Origin of the sequence: Rothia mucilaginosa ATCC 25296 (assembly GCF_000175615.1) — a bacterium.
Classification (GTDB): Bacteria; Actinomycetota; Actinomycetes; order Actinomycetales; family Micrococcaceae; genus Rothia; species Rothia mucilaginosa.
In genome coordinates this window covers 16,615-38,917 of sequence record NZ_ACVO01000009.1, presented here as the reverse complement: position 1 = coordinate 38,917, position 22,303 = coordinate 16,615, and the positions used below count along the sequence as shown (strand labels likewise).

The window sequence follows — 22,303 nt, the reverse complement described above, 5'->3', positions numbered from 1 at the left end:
GCACGGTCCGCGAAAGATACACACGACAATGACTGAACAGATGTACCGAAACCACTACGCGCCGCTGCAGCTTCCGGCTCCCGGCCCCCACTACAGCGACCCCGAATACCCGGACGTTGACGTCGCCATCATCATGGAATCCACCTACCCCTACCTCAAGGGTGGTGTGTCCGCGGTGGTGCACGATATCGTCTGCGAAAACCCGGATCTGACCTACGGCATTATTCACATCGCCTGGGATAAGAACTCCCCCCACGAAGACCTCTACGGCATGCCCGAGAACGTCAAGTGGGTCAAGGTGCTGTACCTGAGCCTGGAAGTCAACCGCGACGCCTTCGCGGAAGCCTGCGACCCCTCCGCACTGCGCATGAACTTTGCGGAGCGTCAGGCACTCACCCAGCGCCTCATGGACGGATTCAGCGCCCTCATCGCCGGCGACGTGAACCCCCTCTGGAAGCTCTACGACGAGGGCATCAACCCCGCAACCCGCAGCTACAACCTCTTCGGCCTCTTCGGAACCCGCGAGTTCATGCAGGCGATTGCGGGTCTGGGCTTCTTCTCCGAGGTGCCCTTCGGTGAGCTCTTCTGGAAGGTGCGCGACTTCGTCTCCATCCTCTTTGCAATCCTGCACGAGCGGATGCCGCACGCCCGCGTCTACCACGCCCACACCACCGGCTACGCGGCACTCATCGCCGCCGCGGCCGCACGTGACCACGGCACCAGCTTCCTGCTGACCGAGCACAACCTGTACATTCGCGACACCGTGAACACCAAGCTCGAACGCAACATGGCGAAGCCCGTCACCACCGACTACGCCTTCCTCAACGAGGAGCGTGAGCACCCCGGCCTGGGCCCGGTCACCCTCGACGAGCGTGCCTGGTCCGTCTGGTTCGTCGAAATGGGACGCTTCTGCTACCCCAGCGCCGACATGGCAACCTACCTGTACCCCAAGGCTCTGGAAGAGGCACGCGGTATTGGCGCGCCCATCGACCAGATGAACGAGGGTGACAAGGACCGCGCAATCATTCTGCCCAACGGCATGCTCATCGAGTCCGTGGCGGAAGCCTACTACGCCCGCCAGGCGGCGCGTGCCCGCATCCTCGCTGAGGGCCGCGGCCACGTGTGGCGCTTCGTGTTCATTGCCCGCGTGGTGCCCATTAAGGGCCTGACCGACCTGATTCGCTCCCTCGCGGTGCTGCGCGATCAGGGTCTGGTGAACTTCCACCTGGACGTGCTCGGCCCCAAGGACCACCTGCCCGAGTACTACGAACTGTGCCTGCGCACCATCGAAGAGCTCAACATGGGCGAGTACATCACCTTCCACGGCACCGTGAACGTGCGTGCGATGCTCGACCGCTTCGACCTGCTGCTCATGCCCAGCTACAATGAGGGTCAGCCGATTGTGGCGCTCGAGGCGATGGCTGCGTCCATCCCGCTGGTCAGCACCGACGTGGGCGGTATGTCCCAGCTCATCGACGATGTGCTGGTCGCCCCCGACGGCCACGAAATCGGTAACTGCGGTATCTTGACCATCCCCGGCGATATTCACGGCTTCGCGGCGGCGCTGCGCACCCTCATGGAGGAGCCCAGCATCTACGAACGCTACTGTGTGAACGCCTACGACCGTATCGTCAGCTTCTTCCAGCTGCGACTGGTCATGGACCGCTACAACACGATCTACCGCGAGCTGGGCAAGCTGCCCCCTCGCGCCCCCGAATTCGACCCGGAGTACGATGGCGAATAAACTCACCCGCTTGGGCGGACCCGGCAAATTTGGTGCCTGGGTCCGCTACGGCGGTAACCCCATTACCCAGCAGCAGCTCGATTTTGCGGTCAAGAACTACTCTGTCGCAATCCTGCAGCCCTGGGAACTGGACGCGGCACGCTACCTGAAGAAGCGTGCACCTCAAATGGTGGTGCTGGCGTACAAATGCCTGTCTTCCACCCGCTCTTATGAGCCCGGCCCGATCTATTCTTCGGGTGTCTCTTACCCGCTGGCGCAGTCGATGGCGAACTCCGGTAAGGATTTCTTCGCCCACCGCCTCAACGGCGACCGTATCGAGTGGAAGGGCTACCCCAAGCACTTCCAGATGCAGGTGTGGAACGCCGACTACCGTTGGCAGTGGGTGGACGCTGTGGTGCGCGAAATGCGTAACTCACCCTTCGACGGGGTCATGGCGGATAACGACATCGAGAACGACTACTACGACCTGAACCTGCCCATCCAGGGTGTGGAGTCCATGACGAAGATCCGTGAGCACCTGGATTTTCTGGTCGCGTACGCCGGTATTGAGCTGAATAAAATCGGCAAGATTCTGGTGCCCAATATTGCTGAGTCTCGTCTGCGTTACGGCAAGTGGGAGCGTCACAGCGCCTACGGTGGCGGCTTTGAGGAGGTGTGGCTTGGCTGGGGTCCGAACGACTACCTGTCTTCGCCGTACGCCGTGATGCAGGGTCGTGAGATTGCGAACGGCTCGGCGGGCGACGTGAACCTGGGTACTACTTTTGCGGGTCTGGGTGGCCGTAGCGCCGCCTCGCAGAAGAAGGTGACGATTCTGCGTACCCCGCTCAGCGACCGCAAGGCTGCTATTACCGGTACGGATGAGAACTTTCTCTACGGCTTGGCGGGCTTCTGGGTGTTCGGTGGAGGCGCCTTCACCGGCATCAGCGCAACCCACCACGACGCCTACGACGAGATCCCGCACGCCCCGGAGCTTTCCTACGACCTGGGCGATCCGGTCGGCGGCATTATTGCTCAGAAGACCGCTCAGACTCGTGCCTTCACGCACGGTTGGGCTGCCCTGAACACCGGCTCGAAGGATGTGACCGTGAAGGTTCCTTCCGGCCTGGTGGATGCGGCAAACCGCCCGGTGCCCTTGAGCTTCACGCTGCGGGCGCATCAGGGTGTGGTGTACCGCCGTAAGGCGTAATTTACCGTAAGCGGTAATTTTAAGGGCTGATTCACAGCGTAGTAGCCCTGTACTATGAAACAAGCGGCTGGAATATAGCCAACCGTTCTCGCGGTGTTGAGTTTAAGGAGTGAACTACAGTGAATATTCTTTTGATTGACGGCGGTAAAGCATTCGCCCACTCGGCGGGTCGTCTGAACCACACCCTGCATCAAGTAGCCCGTGATACGTTATCGGCGCTCGGTCATCATGTGCGAGAAACTGTGATTGACGACGGGTACGATATTCACCAGGAAGTAGAAAAATTCCAGTGGATGGATGCGGTCATCTGGCAGATGCCCGGTTGGTGGATGCACGAGCCGTGGACCGTGAAAAAATATATGGACGAGGTGTTTACCGCCGGTGCGGGTACCCTGTACGCTAATGATGGTCGCCACAGGGTCAGCCCCACTGAAGGATACGGCACGGGCGGTCTTCTTCAGGGGCGGCGTCATATGCTGTCGCTGACGTGGAACGCGCCTCGCGAAGCTTTTACCCGGGAGGGCGACTTCTTTGAGGGACTCGGGGTAGATGCCCTCTATATGCACTTTCATAAGGCCCATGAGTTCATGGGGACTACCCAGTTGCCCACCTTTATTTGCTATGACGTGATTAAAAATCCGCAGGTCGAACAGTATCTCGCTGACTATACTGCCCACCTCAACGAGGTCTTCGGTCAGGCGTAAGGGTTTTAAGCCTGCATGCCTTCATAAGCATGTCTGAGGTGGATGCGGCAAACCGCCCGGTGCCCTTGAGCTTCATGCTGCGGGCGCATCAGGGTGTGGTGTACCGCCGTAAAGCGTAATTTACCCCTTATTTGCGCATATAACCTCATAAACAAACCCACCGGCAATATAGCCAAATGGCTATATGTACCGGTGGGTTTGTTATATGTGTGCTAGATGAGCTGGGGTAGCTTACTTAGCGGGGTAGGAGGGGACGTCGTAGCCGCCCATGCGCTCCAGAACGCGAATCACCTGGCAGGAGTAACCGAACTCGTTGTCGTACCAGACGTAGACAATTGCGGAGTCATCGGTCACCACGGTAGCCAGCGAGTCCACAACACCTGCGGTGCGGGAACCCACGAAGTCGGTGGAAACAGCCTCGGGGGAATCCGAGTAGCCCACCTGGCGGCGCAGCTCGCCGTCAATGGACTCGCGGCGGAACAGCTCGTTCAGTTCCTCAGCGGAACCTGCGGGCTTGGTCAGCTTCACGTTCAGGATTGCCATGGAGACGTCCGGGGTGGGAACGCGGATCGCGTTACCGGTCAGCTTGCCTTCCAGCTGCGGCAGAGCCTTAGAGACAGCCTTAGCTGCACCGGTCTCGGTGATGACCATGTTCAGCACAGCGGAGCGACCGCGGCGGTCGCCCTTGTGGAAGTTGTCAATCAGGTTCTGATCGTTGGTGAATGCGTGAACGGTCTCAACGTGGCCACGCTCAACACCGTATGCGTCATCCAGAACCTTCAGTGCCGGAGTGATTGCGTTGGTGGTGCAGGATGCTGCGGAGAGGATCTTGTCCTCATCGGTGATGACGTTGTCGTTCACGCCGAACACGATGTTCTTCATGTCGCCCTTACCGGGAGCGGTCAGCAGAACACGAGAAATTCCGGGGCAGTTCAGGTGCTGCTCAAGGCCCGGAACATCGCGCCAGCGGCCGGTGTTGTCCACCAGCAGAGCGTCCTTGATGCCGTACTCGGTGTAGTCGACAGTGGTCGGGTCAGAGGAGTAAATGAAGCGAACCGGGACACCGTTAGCGATGATGGTGCTGTTCTCCTCGTCCACCTCAATAACGCCCTTGAAGGGGCCGTGAACCGAGTCGCGCTCCAGCAGGGATGCACGCTTGACCAGGTCCTGATCGCCGTTCTTACGGACCACAACAGCGCGCAGGTTCAAGCCGGAACCCAGCGGCGAGGAGGAACGCTCCAGCAGAATACGAGCCAGCAGGCGACCAATACGACCAAAGCCGTACAGCACAACGTCCTGTTCCTTCGGCTGGTCACCCTGGTGGTTCACGGAGGAACCCAGCTGCTCGGGCAGCCACATGGACAGCTCGGGGGAGCCCGCCTCGTGGTGTGCCTTGTGCAGAGCAGCAATGTTAATCGAGCACGCGCCCAGGTTCAGCTCAACCAGGGCGCGAACCAGCTCGAGGGAGTGCGCGGGGTTCAGGGGCGCACCGTCGATGTGGGATACGAAATCGTGCAGCTTCAGCAGCTCAATGACAGACTTGTTGACCAGGCTGCGGCCGTGAATGCTCAGCACCACGCCGTTCTCGCGGTGCAGCTTACCGATGAGGGGGATCAGCTCCTCTGCGGTAGCTTCACGGTTAACCCAGGTAGCGGTTGCAGTCGTCACGTATGACCTTCTTCCTAACTTCGTCGTTGGAGGGTAGGCGCGACGATGCTGTCGCGTCAATACCGTGCCGGGCGTTAAGACCCGGCGTCGGTTTAAGTCTAACCCGTGCGGACCCCTTCAGAGCCTCAAAATTAGCGATATTGAGGCTAAAAGTCAGAAGAGGCAGAAGGCAGTTTGTGAACCCACACGGCAAGCCAACATAAGCCCTCAAAAGGGAAAGCAAAACCACTTTAAATACCCACAAAAACACACGTCACGACCCGGAAAACATGAGTAGAATTGAAACCATGTTGACTGTAATCGGTGAAGCACTCGTAGACGTCGTCCACCAGCACGACGGAGAAACCCGCGCCTACCCCGGCGGATCGCCCATGAACGTAGCCGTCGGCGCACGCCGCCTCGGCCACCCCACCAACTTCGTCGGCCACTACGGCCCCGACGCCTACGGCAAGAGCATTGACGCGCACCTGGAAGCATCCCAGGTGACCCTGCCCTTCGAACACAGTGCTGAACGCACCTCCGTCGCCCAGGCAACCATCGGTGCCGACGGCGCAGCAGAGTACGAATTCGACATCACCTGGTCCCTCGACTCCGTCGCCGAGAAGCTCACCGAACTGGCACGCACCTCCGACGCAGTGCACACCGGCTCCATCGCTGCCATGCTCGAACCCGGCGCGCACGTGGTCGCAGCAGCCTTCGAAGCGGCCCGCGACAGTGCCCTGCTCAGCTACGACCCGAACTGCCGCCCCACCCTCATCCACAACGTCGACGAGGGCCGCGCATGGGCGGAAAAGTTCGTGTCCCTCTCCACCGTCGTGAAGGCATCTGACGAGGATCTGCAGTGGCTCTACCCCGACCGCTCCCTCGACGACACCGCACGCGCGTGGCTTGACCTCGGCGCCGAGCTGATGGTCATCACTCGCGGCGAGGACGGCCCCATCGCCTTCACCAAGAAGTACCCCGAGGGCGTCAGCCAGCCCGCACACCGCGTTGAGGTTGCGGACACCGTCGGTGCCGGCGACTCCCTCATGGCGGCACTCATCGCGGGCCTGCTCGACCGCGGTATCGCCGGCGCTGAGGCGCGCGCCAAGGTCGCCGCACTGACCGCCGAAGACATCGCCGACCTACTGCGTTTCTCCGCAATCGCAGCCGGCATCACCGTCTCCCGCGCGGGCGCTAACCCGCCCACCCGCGAAGAACTTGACGCCGTACTCAACGGCTAAATAATCTACGCCTCGCCGGCGGATAGCTCACTCTGTCCGCCGGCGTCGCCATATCCACCCGCACCCCAACGCTGAGGAGCACCATGACCAACATCGGCACCGCACCCCTGCCCCGCGAACCCTACGCGGGCCTGCCCGAACTGCCTGAATTCACCCTGACCTCCACCGACATTCAGGACGGCGGCACCGCCCCCGAATGGATGCGCTCCGCCCTCTTCGGCGTGGCGGGCGGTCAGGACCGCTCCCCGCAGCTGTCCTGGAGCGGATTCCCCGAGGGCACCAAGTCATTCGTGCTGACCTGCTTCGACCCGGATGCGCCGGTCCCCAGCGGCTTCTGGCACTGGACTGTCTCCAACATTCCCGCCAACGTGACCAGCTTTGACACTGGCGCGGATGCACCCGCCGGCGCCCTGACGCACCGCAACGACGCCGGTGTGGCGGGCTTCCTGGGTGCTGCCCCTCCGGCTGGTCACGGCCCGCACCGCTACATCTTCTGCGTCACCGCCGTGGATGTGGAGAAGCTCGACATTGACGAGAACGCCAGCCCCGCCGTCGTGAACTTTAACCTGCTCGGCCACGGTTTGGGTCGTGCGTTCCTGACCGTCACCTACGCGGAACCGGCGGCATAGCGGCACGGCGGCACAGTCTCACCAGTCTAACGAGTCCCGCGCCTTGACCAGCCCTGCACCCTAACCAGCACCGATACACCCCACCACTGAAGGCATATCTGCATGATTAAACTCATCGCCAGCGACCTGGACGGCACCCTCATCGGGCACGACTTCCGATTCCGTCCGCGGACCTTGCGCGCCCTTGAGGCCGCCCGCGCCGCCGGGATCGATATCGTCTTCGTCACCGGCCGCCCGAGCCGCTGGCTCACGCCCCTGCGCGAGCAGACCGACTTCGACTCCTACGCCATCTGTTCCAACGGTGCCGTGGTGTACCACCTGGGTGCGAACGAGGTGGAAGAAGTCAACGGTGCTGATCCCGCGGTGATTGCCCGTACTCACGAGTTGCTGGAGCCCATGTTTCCCGACGCCACCTACACTCTTGAAACCGTAGATACCGTCTACATTCAGGGCCCGCACGAGGGCGGTGAGGTGCTTGAGGGCGCCCGCGTGGTGGAGGCGAAAATCGCCGAGGCGCTCGAACGTATTGGTTCAACCCCGGTCATCAAGTACCTGATTCGTGTGCCCGGCATGGACCCGGATATTCTGCAGGCACGCGTGCATCAGGCGGTAGGTTCGCTGGTGTCGGTGACCCGCGGTGTGGTCGGTGAGCCGCTCGTCGAGATGGGCTCTAAGACCGTGAATAAGGGGCGGATTTTGGAGAAGTTCGCGGCACGCCACGGCATTGAGGCGCACGAGGTGATGGCGTTTGGTGACATGCCGAATGACGCTGAGATGCTTTGCTGGGCGGGGGAGGGCTTCGCCATGGCCTCGGGGCAGCCGGCGCTCATTGCGAAGGTGGGGCGCACTTGCCCGCCCTTCCATGAGGACGGTGTGGCGCAGACGATTGAGGCGATGCTCGCCGAACGGTCCTAGCCGCCTAGCACTAGCTATCCAGCACTAGCGGCTAGGTGAGCCTCCGCAGACATAACTCAGACATAAACTTTTATGTCTACACATAAAAAATTTGAGTCTAGACATAAAAATTTAATTGTCTAGACTCAAATTTTTGTGTCTGATTTACATCTGATTTGTGTCTAGACTAAAATTTTTTGTATGAACAACGTGGAATGGACCTCCGAATGGCTTACTGAAACCATCAAACTACTGCGTACTCACGGTAGCGATACGCAGTTTATTGAGGTTAAAAAAGCCCACGGAGGCTACCCGAAAAGCCTAGACGCAACCCTGAGTAGCTTCTCCAACAGTTCCACGGGCGGCATCATTATCTGCGGCCTCGATGAGAATAATGACTTTGCACCTGTAGGCGTATACAACCCGGCGGCCTTAGAGCAGTCCCTGGGCAACAAGCTCCGTAATGGCCTCAAGCCGCCGAACACCATGGAATCCGGCACTATCCTTTACGAAGGCGCCAAAATCTTTGTTGCCACAATCCCTCCTCTACCTCTCCATGAACGCCCCGCCTACATTCGGGGTAAAGCGTACGTGCGTTCCGGTGACGGTGACCACGAAATGAGCCGCCACGAAACTGACCTGATGATGGCTCAGCGGACACGCACCGGATTCGATGAGGAGCCGGTAGAATACACCTCCCTGGCTGACCTGGATGAAGGCCTCAAAACTGCTTATCTGCGAGACGTCCGTGCTAAATCGCGCCGCCTTGCCGGAAGCTCCGATGAAGAGGTGCTCCGCCGTAAGGGAATTATTGCCCTCGGAACAGACAACCTTTCCCTTGCAGGCCTGTACGCTTTGGGTTCTTACCCTCAGGAGTTCAGGCCCTCGCTCAAAGTCACCGGAGTCGTCATCGACCCAAGCGGTAAAGCCCGCAACCTCGACAAGTTTGAGGCGGACGGCCCCATCCCCGCTATGCTCGAAGAGACTCTGGCATGGGTCAAGCGGAACCTGGCACACCCGGTTGTCGAACTGTCCAACGGGCACCTCATCAACGGGCAGGAAGTACCCGATATTGCCCTTCGCGAGATCCTGTCGAATGCACTCGTACACCGCAGCCTCAACCCCAAAGCAGATACCGAAGAGGTGCGCGTCAGGATTTTCCCTGACCGAATCTCTGTAGAGAACCCCGGCGGTCTATACGGAATCACTCTCCAGCGCCTGCAAGAGTACGGCGAACGCTCCCGCGTGAATGACCGCCTGTATGATGTCTGCACGCATGTAACAACCCCCGACGACGGATACCGAGTCATCGAAGGTGAGGGTAGTGGCATCTACACTGCTCAGGAGGCGGTGCGTCAGGCAGGGCTGAAACCCATCCAATTCGTTGATGGGGTCATTCGTTTTACCGCGATTATCAGCAGGGAGCCTCTGGATGGTGCTCGTGCCGCCGATGTTGGTTCACCGCAGCAGAAGTCGGAAGTAGACCCGCGCCAATCGTCATCTACGGTTCCTGGTAACCGTCAGGAGGCGGTGCTCCTGGCTCTGCGCTCGCTACGCCACCCCGCCGGTATCGAGGACATCATGGGTGTTCTTCCTGGGCCTTTTGCTGAGCTGCAGAAGCCGCAGGTCCGGTACGTCCTCACGAAGCTCCTTCAAGAGGGCGTGATTGTGCGTGAAGGTGGTCGAGGTAACCGCAATACGACATACCGCCTGGCCTAACCGAATATCGGGCTAACATGCAAAAGCGGCCCGGATGGAATCCAATCCATCCGGGCCGCTTTTCTACAGCTTACGCCTCAGGGTCACTACTCCCAACGGGCGTAAGCGTATGGAACTCTAGTGTCCCTCAGTGCTCTTCTCAGGATCGAAGGGCTCCAGCGGGTCGCCAGCAGCCTTCGTGTACTTCGCAATGAAGGTCATCAGGTGGAAGATAATCAGGGTTGCTGCGGTACCCAGTGCAATACCGGCGAAGGACAGCTCACCGAAGGTCCAGGTGTAGTCCGCAATACCCACGATCAGCGCCACAGCGGCGGTGGTCAGGTTGATCTGGTTCGAGAAGTTCACGCGGTTCTCGCTCCAAATACGTGCACCGAGCATACCAATCATGCCGTACAGCACGGTTGCGGCACCGCCCAGAACACCCGCGGGAACGGTCGCAATTGCCGCACCAAATGCGGGGAACATGGACAGCGCAATTGCGAAGATAGCCGCCACCCAGTACGCCGCGGTGGAGTACACCTTGGTCGCAGCCATAACGCCGATGTTCTCAGCGTAGGTGGTGGTACCCGAACCGCCGCCGAAACCGGCGATGGTGGTTGCCAGGCCGTCCGCCATGAGGGCACGACCCGAGTAGTCGTCCAGGTTCTTGCCGCTCATCAGCGCAACAGACTTCACGTGGCCGATGTTCTCAGCTACCAGCACCAGAATCACGGGGATGAACAGGCCGGCGAGCTCCCAGTGGAACTCGGGGGTCTGGAACTGCGGCAGACCAACGATGCCCTGAGTCTCAACTGCCTTGTCAATCTTGGAGAAGTCCACCTCGCCGCGAATCACGGCGGTGATGTAGCCGATACCCACACCCAGCAGAATGGACAGGCGACCAATGATGCCCTTGAACAGGACCGAAATCAGGATGATGGAGCACAGGGTCACCAGCGCGGTTACCGGTGCCACCATGAAGTTGTCCTTAGCGCTCTTCGCCAGGTTGAAGCCAATCAGCGCCACAATCGAACCGGTTACGACCGGGGGCATGAGCTTGGTCAGCCAGCCGGTGCCAGCGAACTGAACAATCAGACCGACCAGGAACAGCGCCACACCCGCCATGACGATGCCGCCGAGGGCACCAGCGGGGCCGTGCGAGTTCATGGCAGCCGCCAGGGGCGCAATGAACGCGAAGGAGGAGCCCAGGTAGGAGGGGACGCGTCCGCGGGTAATCAGCAGGAACAGGATCGTGCCGATACCCGAGAAGAACAGGGTGGTTGCCGGCGGGAATCCGGTAATGATCGGCACGAGGAAGGTTGCACCGAACATTGCGACCACGTGCTGCGCGCCGATGCCGATGGTAATCGGCCATGCGAGGCGCTCGTTCGGGGCAACAAAGGAACCGGGCTTGATGCTGCGGCCGTCGCCGTGGATCGACCAGTCAAAGCCGAGAAGCTTAGAGATGCTCAAAGGGAGCTCCTGAGGTGAATGTGGTGGTGTATAAAATTCCACATAATTCTACGCGCATATGGGTTTAGGTCTCAGCTAAACGGGTGTAAATATGAGCAGGGATACGTTGAGCGGGGCATATATTCTCTTATCGTGGGCTCTGTATCCCGTTATATAGCCCAGAAAGCATCAATACCCCGTATATGCGGTTCAAGGCATATACGGGGTATTGATGCAAAGAGCGAATAAAAACACTCGCTACATACAGCTCAGTAGCTTAGAGAGCGTCACGCAGGTTCTCCAGGTGATCGTAACGCGCCAGCTCATAACGCAGGTGACCCTCGGTCGGGGACTGAACCGGCAGGAACGACGCCTCACGCAGGCGACGAGCAGTCGGGGAATCAGCCATGTAACCGGCGCCTCCAACAACCTGCAGCTCAAAGTGAGTAGCAATAGTTGCAAAGTGCGAAACACCCAGGCGCAGGCTCAGCAGGTCACGACGCTCAGCACGCTCCGGCTCAGAAGCCAGGCGAACCAGTTCCTCACGCAGGCTCTGGTACTCCGCCAGAATCAGCGGGAACTCAGGGCGGAACACGCCCTGCGAGACGTCCAGGTGCTTAGCAGCCTCCTGCAGTGCACCAGCGGCAAGACCCAGGCAGAACGACGACTGAACCAGCAGGAACGGCGCGGTCACATCGTGCAGGAAAGCCTCAATATTGTCGCTCAGAATGTCCTCGCTCGGAACGAAAACGTCCTCAAACTTCAAGGTGCCGGACTCGGTGCCGTTCAGCGCCAGCAGGTTGCGGTGGTAGTCAACGCTCAGGCCCTCGACGTCCTGGCGGACCGTCACAATGTAGCGGTTCGGGTGGCTTTCCGGGGCGTTCTGCACCGCCACCGGAAGCACAATCACGCCGCCCGGGTACAGGTTCGACGCCCACGACACGGAACCGTTCAGCTTCAGACCGCCCTCAATGAAGGTACCCTCCACCTTGATCGGTGCCAGACCCGAAGCCTCCTTGTACGCTGCCGCCATGGCGGTGGTGCCGCTGACGGTCGCATCCGCCAGGCCGGCGGGCAGCTCGCGGCCCACAGCGTCAAAGAACGCAATGGTTGAGCGGTGAGCCCACAGGGAGAACGCCGTGGAGGCGTCCTCGGTGGCAAGGTCGAAAGCCACCGAAACCTGGGGTACCAGGGAGCCGCCGTCGCGGCCCAGGGTAATCAGGCCGTCCTTAGCGATTTCGCGCAGGTTTTCGAAGGGGGAACGCTCGCCGCGGTCAACAGCATCTGCGTGGGTTCGGGCGAGTGCGAGCACCTGCTCGCGCTGGGGGTAATCGTAGAGGGGTTCGAGAGTGAACTCGGACATGGGGTTTCTCCTAAGCGGGGAGCATCGCGTCTATGCGTGCAGCTTGAACAGTCGGTCGATGGGGGTGCTGACGGCCTTACGGGCGCGAACAACAGCTTCTTCGTCGGGTGCGTCGTAGAAGCAGAGGCACTTTGCGGTGTCTTCGCGAACGTAGGTGCGCAGGAAGGAAACCTCGGGTACTTCAGCGTACTTGGGGGCGTTTGCCTTCTTGCGGGTCAGGTACTGTTCCATAGTAATCTCTGCGGGGATGTCCCACTCAACCAGGTAGTCTGCGTCCTTCTTGAGCTTCTTGATGTCTTCGAGCTCTGCGCCGACCAGGCGGACTGCGTCGGGGCCTGCGACGGCTGCGCGCTCACCGATTGCTGCGGCGAGGTCGGGGCCGAATGCGGTGTTCTCGGATTCGACGATGACGAAGACGATCTTGTGGTCTGCGGAGACCTGGGTTTCGATGAGCTCGGCGCCGTTGGTCAGGGACGAGTTGACGGTCTCGATGAGTGCGGTTGCTTCGTCCTTGGACGGCTGTGCGGGGGTCAGTTCTACCAGGTAAAGTGCCATGATTTTCTCCTCGGCTAAGGGTTGAAGGGTCGTGCCGGAAGGTTTTCCGGCTCGTTCTGGATTCACCTTAGACCTGTGGTTGAGGGCTGTCTAGTAGATTTCTGTTCGTGGCTTAATGCGTCCTTTTGTGACCCTGTTGTTCGTCATGCGCGTTCACGCGGAGACATAAATCGTCACAGTTCCGCGCGCGGCAACCCGCCTGTCACAGAAGGGATGCTTATTGAGACAATTGACCCGATTTTCTTATTAAGGCGCTTAATAAGAAAATCCGCGCGGATTGTCTTATTAAGGGAACGCCCTTAAACCCACTCTCCTGAACCCCCTCAACTTGCTGGCACTCCGGATACCAGGGCATACAGCAAGGGCCCCGAACCCTTGGTAATTCAAGGATTCGGGGCCCTAACCTATATGCGCTCGCCTATACACGCTCACGCCGCCTGCAACAGCGAATCAGCAGTGCAGGCAAGTAACTTTGTGGCTACTTCACGCCGCGCATCATCTTCTGAACCGGCTTGTGCACCAGGAACAGCAGAATACCGGTCGCGATGGTGATAATACCCATCCAGGTGAAGTAGGGAACCTCAGTCTCCATGCTGTAGAACGGAGCCAGCCAACCGGAGAGCACGGTACCCATTGCCACGGAGGTGAAGTACAGTGCCATCATGTTCACGCGGTGCGCTTTCGGTGCGAGCTTGGTCGCCAGCGAAATACCCACCGGCGAAATAATCAGCTCAGCGATGGTGCAGACGAACAGAATCAGCACGATCCAGCCGACGTTCACGCTCTGAACGCCCGCCTGAGCGAGGAAGATCCAGAACGCCAGACCAATAATGATTAGCGCTGCGGAGAACTTCAGGGTGGTGACCGGCTGGCGGTCGCCCCACTTGGTCCACAGGGCGGAGAACATCATGCCGAAGACGATGATGAAGATCGGGTTGATGGAGTTGACCAGGTTCGGGCTCAGCTCCATGCCCAGGATGTTCCAGTTGAGGCGCTCATCCGAGTACACCGCCATGACGGTGAACTGCTGCTGGTACAGTGCCCAGAACACGGCGTTTGCAATCCACAGGGGGATGAACGCGGTGACGCGGGAACGCTCATCGGAGGTGACGTCCTTAGCGCTCAGCAGCTGAGCGAACAGGGCGATAGCGCCGATGAAGATGAAGCCCATGACCCAGTTTTTGAGGTTGTCTGCGGTCATCAGACCGGTTGCCAACAGGATGCCGAGAACGACGACGATACCGACCAGTGCCAGGAAGAAGTTACGCTTCTGGCCGCCGGTGAAGGGGGTGCCCACGTGGTGCACGGAGGCGGGCAGGTTCTTGCGGGTCAGCGAGTACTGGATCAGACCGGCAGCCATACCGATTGCGGCAAGACCGAAGCCGAGGTGGAAGCCGCCAGCCTGCCAGCCCCAACCGGTCAGGATCGGGCCGATCAGTGCACCGGTGTTCACGCCGATGTAGAAGATGGTGAAGCCTGCGTCGCGGCGTGAGTCGTTGTCGCTGTAGAGCGAACCGACCAGCACGGATGCGTTACTCTTCAGACCGCCGGAGCCGATAGCGACCAGCAGCAGACCAATCACCACACCCGGAATGCCGGGGATGAGGGAGAGGGAGATGTGACCCGCCATGATGCCGATGGCGGAGTAGAAGAGGGTACGCTCGGGGCCGAGGATTCGGTCACCGAGGATACCGCCGAGGATTGCCATGAGGTACACGACTGCACCGTATGCGCCGATAACGCCGGTGGCGAGGTCCTTGTCGAGGCCCAGGCCGCCCTTGTCGGCGGTGTAGTACAGGTAGTAGATCATGATGCCCTGCATACCGTAGAAGGAGAAGCGCTCCCACATTTCTACGGTGAACAGGTTCGCGAGCATGCTCGGGTGGCCGAAGAAGGTCTTGGTGTCCTTGGGTTCGGCACCTGTAATGGTGTGAGACATGGTGGTAATTCTTTTCTGTGCAAGCCCGGGGTTCTGTGTGACCCGGACAATATGTGTATAAGTGTATACCCTTATGGGTGCATATGTATACATGGTGTGTGCCTGTATTTCAAAGATTGAACCATCAATCAGTGCATGAAAAACCATTTCGATTTTTTCGTATGCATCATTTCCGAATCTCACAAACCCCCAAATACCGGGCTAGATGCGCCGCACACCCCCAAAGCGCTAGAGTGGAACCACAACTATGCCCACCCGGCACCCCGTCGTGCCGACTGGATCATTTTTTAACCATTTCAAAGGAGAACCCCATGACTGCTGTACCCCAGGTTGACCCCCGCGACGTTCCCGCAGGCGCAACCATCATCGACGTGCGTGAAGACTACGAGTGGGAGGGCGGCCACGCCACCGGCGCCAAGCACATCACCCTCGGCACCATCGCTGAGCGTCTGGAAGAACTGCCCGCACCCGGCGAAGACTTCTACGTCATCTGCCACGGCGGCGGCCGTTCGAACCGCGCGGCAACCTTCCTGCGCGAGCACGGCTACGCCGCACACAACATTGCGGGCGGCACCAGCGCATGGTTCGCTGCCGGCCTGCCGATGACCAGCGAAAACGGCGAAGCACCCGCAGTTGTTCACTAAACCGCCAGTTCGCCTGTACGCCATACAATGGAGTCCGTGACTGAAACTTCCGCGGACCGTATTTTTTCTACCTCGAACGCTCCCGCTTCTGCGTCCCCTCATGCCCTGCCGAGTATTCTGCAGAGCATCCCGTGGGATGCGCAGACGCGGGAGCTTGTCGTGCGCCCGCTTCCTTTCGCGGTGAACTGCGAGGAGGCGTACCCGCTGCTGACCGGTGGCGCCGAGTATTCCTTCTGGCTGGATTCGGCGCGCGAGGAGTCGCCCATGTCGGTTGCCTCGTATGTGGGTGTGGTCCCGGCGCAGCTGTCGCCCCTGCGTGTGGATTCGGCGCGTGCGGCGGCTGAGTCTGGCGGGGAAGACCCCTTCGCCCAGCTGGAGGCGGCGCTCGCCTGCGCACCGCGTGTGCACCCGGATGCGGCGGCGGCAACCGGTCTGCCCGCGGGTTTGCGTGGCGGTTACGTGGGCTATTTCGGCTATGAGGCGCGTGCCGCCATGGGCATGGAGCACGGCCACCCGGTGCCCGGCTACCTGCCGGCGCATGAGGCGCCGACCCCGGATTCTCTGTGGTTGCCGGCGGTCCGCTATCTGGTGCATGAGCATGCCCGCCCGGGGGCTGCGGCGCGTAGCTGGCTGGTGGGCGATGAGTCGTGGTGTGAGGCGGCGGAGCGGCTGCTGAGTGCGGCGCTGACTCCGGTGCTGAATGCGGCAGGGGAGTGCGCCTCCGAAAATACTCCCCTCAACACCCCTGACAATGCCCCTGAGCTCGCCGAGCCCCTGCTCTTCCCGGCACCTGCCGCGGAAGCCTACATGGATGCCGTTCGCGCTAGTCAGCACGAAATCTACGAGGGTAACAGCTACGAGGTGTGCCTGACCGCGCAGACGGTCGCGCGCATCCAGAATCCGAGCCCGGAGCTTTTCTTTGAGCTGTACCGCCGCCAGCGCGCCCACAATGCGGCACCCTATGCGGCGTATTTGCGGTGCGGTGATTTTTCGGTGCTTTCTTCTTCGCCGGAGCGTTTTTTGAGTGTGGATACGCACCGCAACGCCCAGACGAAGCCGATTAAGGGCACGATTGCTCGCGGCGCCACCCCGGAAGAAGATGCCGCCGCTGCGGTATGGTTGCGTACCGATGAGAAGACCCGCGCCGAGAACCTCATGATCGTGGATCTGCTGCGTAATGACCTGTCTACAGTGTCTGACCCGGCGTCCGTGCGCGTGCCCGTGCTTATGGGAGTGGAGAGCTATTCGACGGTGCATCAGCTGGTGTCTACGGTCAGTTCGCGTCTGCGTGAGGGAATTTCTGCGGTGACCGCCGCGCGGGCGTGCTTCCCGGGTGGTTCGATGACGGGTGCCCCGAAGCCTTCGACCATGCAGATTATTGAGGGTCTGGAGGGTCGCGCTCGCGGCGTGTATTCGGGTGCTCTGGGTTTTGTGTCGGCGGATGGTTCGGCGAACCTGTCGATTGTGATTCGCACGCTCGTGGCGCACGATGAGGGCACGGTGACTCTTGCCGCGGGTGGCGCTATCGTGGCTGATTCCGACCCGACCGCCGAGTATGAGGAGATGCTGACGAAGCTGCGCGCCGCGTTGCCGCCGTCGGTGGGTCGCGTGGTGGAATAGCCTAGCGCTGGAATAGCACAGGGAATAGTCTGCGCCGCCTGCACGTGAGCCGCTACACTTGAACTATGACTAAGCTTTCTGAAAACCTCCCCATTGAAGAAGCCCGTGAACGCCTGCGCCAGCTGATTTCTGAGCTGGCTGTGGTGCGCGGGCACGTGGTCCTCGCCTCCGGCAAGGAAGCCGACTACTACGTTGACCTGCGCCGCATCACCCTGCATCACGAGGCTTCTCGCCTGGTGGGTCAGGTCATGCTGGACCTGCTGGATAAGAACGGCATCGAGTTTGAGGCTGCTGGCGGCCTGACCATGGGTGCTGACCCGGTGGGTACCGCGATTATGCGTGCCGCTGGTGATCAGGACCGTGCGATTGACGCGTTTGTGGTGCGTAAGGCTCAGAAGTCTTACGGCATGGGCCGTCAGGTGGAGGGCCCCAGCGTTGAGGGTCGCCGCGTGGTTGCTGTTGAGGACACCTCCACGACCGGTGGTTCGGCGCTGACTGCTGTTGAGGCGCTGCGTAAGGCTGGCGCTGAGGTTGTGGCGGTTGCTGTGATTGTTGACCGTGCGACCGGCGCTAAGGAGCATGTGGAAGAGGTTGCGGGCGTCCCGTGCCTGTACGCGTACTCGAAGGATGAGCTGGGCCTGGACTAGTCTCTACTGGTTTGGACTAGGACCTCTAAATTTTTAAGGCATTCCCGTTGCGGCGGGTGAACCCGTGCCGCTGGCTACTGTGTGTGGCTGGTGGTGCGGGTTTTTGTCTGTAAGATGGCTCTGTGGGCGCCGGTTGTGGCGCTGGTTGTTGGCGTGAAGGTGGTTGTGATGGTTGAGAATCGTGAGGCGGCTGAGGCTGTGCCTGCGGAGGCGGCTGTAGCTGAGGCTGTTGAGGGTACTGAGCAGGGTACTGCCCGTTTTGAGGTGGGTGTGGGCCCGTGGGAGGGCCCGTGGCCTGAGGGCGACCACTGGGATGAGGAGCTGCTGCGTGAGGGCGACCGCCGTAACGTGGTGGATAAGTACCGTTACTGGTCGATGGACGCGATTATTGCTGACCTGGATACGCGCCGCCATGATTTTCATGTGGCGATTGAGAATTGGCAGCATGATTTGAATATTGGCACGGTGGTGCGCACGGCGAATGCGATGTTGGCGAAGGAGGTCCATATTATTGGGCGTCGCCGCTGGAATCGTCGTGGTGCGATGGTGACGGATCGTTATCAGCATGTGCGTCATCATCCGACGATTGAGGATTTTGTGGCGTGGGCGCAGGGTGAGGGTCTGGAGATTATTGGTATTGATATTTTTCCGGATTCGGTGCCCCTGGAGACGTATGATCTGCCGAAGAAGTGTGTGCTGGTTTTTGGTCAGGAGGGCCCGGGTTTGTCGGAGGAGTTGCATGCGGCGGCTAGGGATACTCTGTCGATTGAGCAGTTTGGGTCGACGCGTTCGATGAATGCGGCGACGGCTGCGGGTATTGCGATGCATGCGTGGGTTCGCCGCCATGTGTTTGGCCAGATTCCGTCGTAGTTTGGTGGCTGTTTATGAGGTGTTTAAAGGTTCCGATGCGTTGTGTGCGCGTCGGAACCTTTTTCGTTGTGGTTTGGGCGGCTTAAACCACGCATGGAATTACCTAGGCGTGTTAGTGTTAACGCAAATCACAGGAGATATGAGAATCGCACTCTCAACTTCAGTTTGGGACATGCGATGGATTTCCTGACTTCGGCTCGCCAATGGTTGCGGGTTGTGGATATGAATGACCGCGGCGTCATTCCCCTGAAAGGAGTCGGTAACAATGAAGAAATCTGCTGCCCTACTCGCCTGCTTTGCTTTAGCTTTAAGTTCCTGCGCCGCTGCGCCTAAAGATACTAGCCTCAAAGCCCAGCTGGATTTTGAAAATAACTATATTACTCTTCCGCTCGATGAATACGACATGAGTGACCAGGCCCTAGATATAACATATAGGGCGTATTTGTTGATTCTTAAAGAGTGCTACGCGAAAAAGGGATACGATTTTGAAATTCTAGAAAACGGCTTCGTTTCTGGCGACGCCTCCCAGTACGGCTCCTGGAATGTGAAGCATGCGGCGAATCATTTTACGTCCAGCAAAGTCAGAGAAGAGCAGTCTAGGATTTATGACAGCATCCCTGAAGACGTCAAGGCCAGCTGCCGCGAAGAGCATCGGGAAGAACTGAATGCGCTCAAGTTTGATGAGGCTGATGAGGAAAAGTACCGCCCCGTCCGTCGTATCAGTGGCGAAGCGTACCAGCGTGCGCAGGGTGACCCTGAATGGAAGAAAGCCCGCTCAGATTGGTGGGACTGCCAGCGTGAGAAAGGGTTGACGCCTCGCACCGGGGACGGTGAATGGTCGAGCCAAGAAACGGCCAATCTGAATGCTGATGATCCCAAAGTGTTGGAGGAGGTTATTCGCCTGGCGACCATTGAAGCTCAATGTAGTGAGAAGGTGAGGTTGGCTCAGCGTTTGGGTGATATTGAGGCGTCCTATCAGGGTCCTTTGATTGAGAAGAATCAGGCGCTGCTGAATGAATTGAAGGCCGATCGTGATGCGAAGATAGCGAAGGCGCGTGAAATTATCGCCACCCACCAGTAGATATCAGCGACAAGCAGATAGGAGCCCTTGGGATAATTGGGGTAACTCCGTTTGAACGTCGAGGTATGGAGGAGGAAAAGCCTATGCGTAAGGCTCTCTCTGCGGTAACAGTATTCTGCCTGCTGGGGGCGTGCGTATCCTGCTCCAATAGCGCCGAGCGGGACACCTCACGAAAAGCTGTTCTCGATTATTCAAAGAACTACATACACCTTCCACTGGACGAGTACGCCTTTGACGAACTCACACTCCGTACGGTGAGCACGGCGTGGCACACGCTCATGTCCGAGTGCTATGCGCACCACGGTCAGTCCTATGCCGTGCCCTCAATAGACACCCCGCAACCGGGAGGCCTATACGGCAGCTGGAACGTCGAGTACGCCAAAAAGTACGGGTACTCCCAGAAGGAATCCCGAGGCCCAGAAGATTCAGCATCAGACGACATCAACACCCGATGCCAAGAAGAGGTGAAAGCCGCATTCTCTGATGTTGAACTTGATCAAAAAGAATACCGGTTTGTAGGAGAGCTCAACTCACAGGCATACACCTATGCCTCCCAAACCGATGAGTGGAAAAATATTCGCTCAGAATGGTGGACCTGCCTGCGTGAACGCGGGCTAACCCCCAGGGAGGGAGAGAGCGACTGGTTGTCCGAAGAAAGCGCACATCTCATGACTTCTTCCCAAGGCAACGAAGAAGCTAAGCCGGAGGAAATCCGCCTCGCAACTATCGAAGCGGAATGTAACCAGAAGGTGGGTATGGCTCAGCGTCTGGGTGATATTGAGGCCTCCTATCAGGGTCCTCTAATTGAGAAGAATCAGGCGAAGCTTAACCAGTTGAAAGAAGAGAAAGAAAAGCGTGTGGCCAAGGCGCGCGAAATTATTGCCACCCGCCAGTAGCCGCACCCGTCTGAAGGGCAGAACGGGCAAACCGCCCGCAGAATGCCCACAAGAAAATTACCTAAAAGAAGGAGCCGGGGAGTGTCACCACTCCCCGGCTCTCACTTTATTCACTCTCAACCTCGCAGCCTACGCCGGCGCACCTACAGGCTCGCCAGCTCAAGGCCACTCAGCGTCAGGCTGCTTAGCCCTTTAGCCCACCGGAACGTTAACGTTCACCAGCGAGTACAGATCCTTCGGATCATCCGGGCTAGCAACCAGGTCAATGAACTGCTGCAGGTCGGTGTCCTGCGTGGCCGCACGGGCATAACGCAGACCCGAGAAGTCAGCAATCGCGAAGCCCACCGAATCAAACAGGGTAATCTGCTCATCCGATACGCGGCCCGGCTCCTCACCGGTCAGAACCTTCCAGAACTCCACCACCGGGAAGTCCGGGTCCTTCTGCTGAATCTCGCCCTCAATGCGGGTCTGCGGCGGGAACTCAACAAACACGGTGGAGCGGTCCAGAATTTCGCTTTCCAGCTCAGTCTTGCCGGGGCAGTCGCCACCAATAGCGTTCAGGTGCACGCCGGGCTTCACCTGGCGGTCCAGCAGAACCTTCGCCTGCTGCTTATCGGCGGTGCAGGTGGTAATAATGTCGGCACCCTCAACAGCCTCATCCACGTCCTTAGCCAGGTGGATGCGGAAGCCCAGCGGCTCCAGGTTACGGCGGAACTTCTCCATCGCGTGCGGGTCAACGTCGTAGACGGACAGGTCCTCAATGCCGAGCACAGCGCGCATACCCAGCGCCTGGAACTCAGACTGCGAGCCGGTACCGATCATCGCCATCTTCTTCGAATCCTTGCGTGCCAGGTGCTTAGCAACCATGGCGGACACGCCAGCGGTACGCAGCGCGGTCAGCAGGGTCATCTCAGCCAGGAACACCGGGTAGCCGTTGTCCACGTCAGCGAGCAGACCGAACGCGGTCACGGTCTGGAAGCCGCGTGCCGGGTTCGACGGGTGGCCGTTCACGTACTTGAAGGAGTAGGTGATGTTGTCGGAGGTGGGCATCAGCTCAATCACACCGAAGGGGGTGTGGGAGGCGACGCGAGGAATCTTGTCGAAGCTCTGCCACTTCTTGAAGTCTTCTTCGAGGAAGTCGACCATGCCGGCAATGATGTTGCCTACGCCGTCCTTCTGAATCCACTTCGCCATCGAGGCGACGTCAACAAATTCCACCGCGTGTGCGCTAGGACGTTCAGTCATGATTTTCTCCTTTGAATATCTGCACAAAACTTCTTTGTGCATCTGGTGGTCACTGTGGATATCTATTATCTCAAAATATATTGCAGGACACACCCTTTTAGAAATGCTGTAAATATGTACTTTGCTTTATGTATTACACGGATGTAATACGGAACGAACACGAAAAGACGTGCAGGGAGGGGGCCCTAGAGCTCCTGGAACCTACGGGCTAGGGTCTAGAACCCCCTCATCGCCTTCACCGGGAT

Annotated in this window: 19 protein-coding genes; 13 read left to right on the top strand and 6 right to left on the bottom strand. The window is 59.3% G+C overall.

Annotated elements, in window-relative coordinates:
- The first annotated feature begins 28 nt into the window (after positions 1-28).
- The 3 genes from pelF (at position 29) to ROTMU0001_RS02485 (ending at position 3,634) form a co-directional block, all read left to right on the top strand.
- The gene (pelF, locus tag ROTMU0001_RS02495) at positions 29-1,744 is read left to right on the top strand and encodes a GT4 family glycosyltransferase PelF (RefSeq protein WP_005507963.1); all 1,716 of its coding nucleotides are present in this window, start codon (positions 29-31) and stop codon (positions 1,742-1,744) included.
- The gene (locus tag ROTMU0001_RS02490; protein WP_005507961.1) at positions 1,734-2,930 is read left to right on the top strand and encodes a putative glycoside hydrolase family 15 protein; all 1,197 of its coding nucleotides are present in this window, start codon (positions 1,734-1,736) and stop codon (positions 2,928-2,930) included. Before pelF ends, ROTMU0001_RS02490 begins: the two co-directional genes overlap by 11 nt.
- Positions 2,931-3,049: 119 nt before the next feature.
- Complete coding sequence (locus tag ROTMU0001_RS02485; protein ID WP_005504206.1) at positions 3,050-3,634, top strand: NAD(P)H-dependent oxidoreductase; 585 nt, start codon at positions 3,050-3,052, stop codon at positions 3,632-3,634.
- Positions 3,635-3,865: 231 nt separating this feature from the next.
- On the opposite strand, the gene ROTMU0001_RS02480 is transcribed toward ROTMU0001_RS02485, so the two are convergent.
- Complete coding sequence (locus tag ROTMU0001_RS02480) at positions 3,866-5,302, bottom strand: glyceraldehyde-3-phosphate dehydrogenase (RefSeq protein WP_005507956.1); 1,437 nt, start codon at positions 5,300-5,302, stop codon at positions 3,866-3,868.
- Between the two features lie 287 nt (positions 5,303-5,589).
- On the opposite strand from ROTMU0001_RS02480, the gene ROTMU0001_RS02475 reads away from it, so the two are divergent.
- From ROTMU0001_RS02475 to ROTMU0001_RS02460, 4 genes are all read left to right on the top strand, one after another.
- Complete coding sequence (locus tag ROTMU0001_RS02475) at positions 5,590-6,525, top strand: carbohydrate kinase family protein (RefSeq protein WP_005507955.1); 936 nt, start codon at positions 5,590-5,592, stop codon at positions 6,523-6,525.
- A gap of 83 nt (positions 6,526-6,608) precedes the next feature.
- Complete coding sequence (locus tag ROTMU0001_RS02470) at positions 6,609-7,154, top strand: YbhB/YbcL family Raf kinase inhibitor-like protein (protein WP_005507954.1); 546 nt, start codon at positions 6,609-6,611, stop codon at positions 7,152-7,154.
- 102 nt (positions 7,155-7,256) lie between these two features.
- Complete coding sequence (locus ROTMU0001_RS02465; RefSeq protein WP_005507952.1) at positions 7,257-8,069, top strand: HAD family hydrolase; 813 nt, start codon at positions 7,257-7,259, stop codon at positions 8,067-8,069.
- 180 nt (positions 8,070-8,249) lie between these two features.
- A complete protein-coding gene (locus ROTMU0001_RS02460; protein ID WP_005507943.1) occupies positions 8,250-9,767 on the top strand; it encodes an ATP-binding protein in 1,518 nt (505 codons plus the stop codon).
- A gap of 117 nt (positions 9,768-9,884) precedes the next feature.
- Here ROTMU0001_RS02460 and ROTMU0001_RS02455 read toward each other — a convergent pair whose 3' ends face one another.
- The 4 genes from ROTMU0001_RS02455 to ROTMU0001_RS02440 form a co-directional block, all read right to left on the bottom strand.
- The gene (locus tag ROTMU0001_RS02455; RefSeq protein WP_005507942.1) at positions 9,885-11,219 is read right to left on the bottom strand and encodes a uracil-xanthine permease family protein; all 1,335 of its coding nucleotides are present in this window, start codon (positions 11,217-11,219) and stop codon (positions 9,885-9,887) included.
- A 256-nt stretch (positions 11,220-11,475) separates the two neighbouring features.
- Positions 11,476-12,561 (bottom strand): acyl-CoA dehydrogenase family protein, encoded by a 1,086-nt coding sequence (locus tag ROTMU0001_RS02450; protein ID WP_005507940.1) that lies wholly within the window; start codon positions 12,559-12,561, stop codon positions 11,476-11,478.
- A gap of 30 nt (positions 12,562-12,591) precedes the next feature.
- Positions 12,592-13,116 carry a DUF4242 domain-containing protein gene (locus ROTMU0001_RS02445; protein ID WP_005507939.1) on the bottom strand — a complete coding sequence of 175 codons (525 nt, stop codon included), beginning with the start codon at positions 13,114-13,116 and terminating at the stop codon, positions 12,592-12,594.
- A 478-nt stretch (positions 13,117-13,594) separates the two neighbouring features.
- On the bottom strand, positions 13,595-15,055 hold the full coding sequence (locus ROTMU0001_RS02440; RefSeq protein ID WP_005507937.1) for a peptide MFS transporter: 1,461 nt from the start codon (positions 15,053-15,055) through the stop codon (positions 13,595-13,597).
- A 311-nt stretch (positions 15,056-15,366) separates the two neighbouring features.
- Here ROTMU0001_RS02440 and ROTMU0001_RS02435 point away from each other — a divergent pair, with 311 nt between their 5' ends.
- The 6 genes from ROTMU0001_RS02435 (at position 15,367) to ROTMU0001_RS02410 (ending at position 20,813) form a co-directional block, all read left to right on the top strand.
- Positions 15,367-15,699 (top strand): rhodanese-like domain-containing protein, encoded by a 333-nt coding sequence (locus ROTMU0001_RS02435; protein ID WP_005504230.1) that lies wholly within the window; start codon positions 15,367-15,369, stop codon positions 15,697-15,699.
- Between the two features lie 27 nt (positions 15,700-15,726).
- Positions 15,727-17,319 (top strand): anthranilate synthase component I family protein, encoded by a 1,593-nt coding sequence (locus ROTMU0001_RS02430; RefSeq protein WP_044142253.1) that lies wholly within the window; start codon positions 15,727-15,729, stop codon positions 17,317-17,319.
- A gap of 65 nt (positions 17,320-17,384) precedes the next feature.
- Entirely contained in the window at positions 17,385-17,966 is a 582-nt protein-coding gene (pyrE, locus tag ROTMU0001_RS02425; protein WP_005507935.1) for an orotate phosphoribosyltransferase, read from the top strand.
- A gap of 114 nt (positions 17,967-18,080) precedes the next feature.
- Entirely contained in the window at positions 18,081-18,836 is a 756-nt protein-coding gene (locus ROTMU0001_RS02420; RefSeq protein ID WP_005507934.1) for a TrmH family RNA methyltransferase, read from the top strand.
- A 265-nt stretch (positions 18,837-19,101) separates the two neighbouring features.
- Positions 19,102-19,917 (top strand): hypothetical protein, encoded by an 816-nt coding sequence (locus ROTMU0001_RS02415; RefSeq protein ID WP_005507933.1) that lies wholly within the window; start codon positions 19,102-19,104, stop codon positions 19,915-19,917.
- Positions 19,918-20,000: 83 nt separating this feature from the next.
- Positions 20,001-20,813 (top strand): hypothetical protein, encoded by an 813-nt coding sequence (locus ROTMU0001_RS02410; RefSeq protein WP_044142252.1) that lies wholly within the window; start codon positions 20,001-20,003, stop codon positions 20,811-20,813.
- 192 nt (positions 20,814-21,005) lie between these two features.
- On the opposite strand, the gene ROTMU0001_RS02405 is transcribed toward ROTMU0001_RS02410, so the two are convergent.
- Positions 21,006-22,058: an ornithine cyclodeaminase gene (locus ROTMU0001_RS02405; RefSeq protein WP_005504242.1), complete on the bottom strand. Its 1,053-nt coding sequence runs from the start codon at positions 22,056-22,058 to the stop codon at positions 21,006-21,008.
- Positions 22,059-22,303 lie beyond the last annotated feature (245 nt).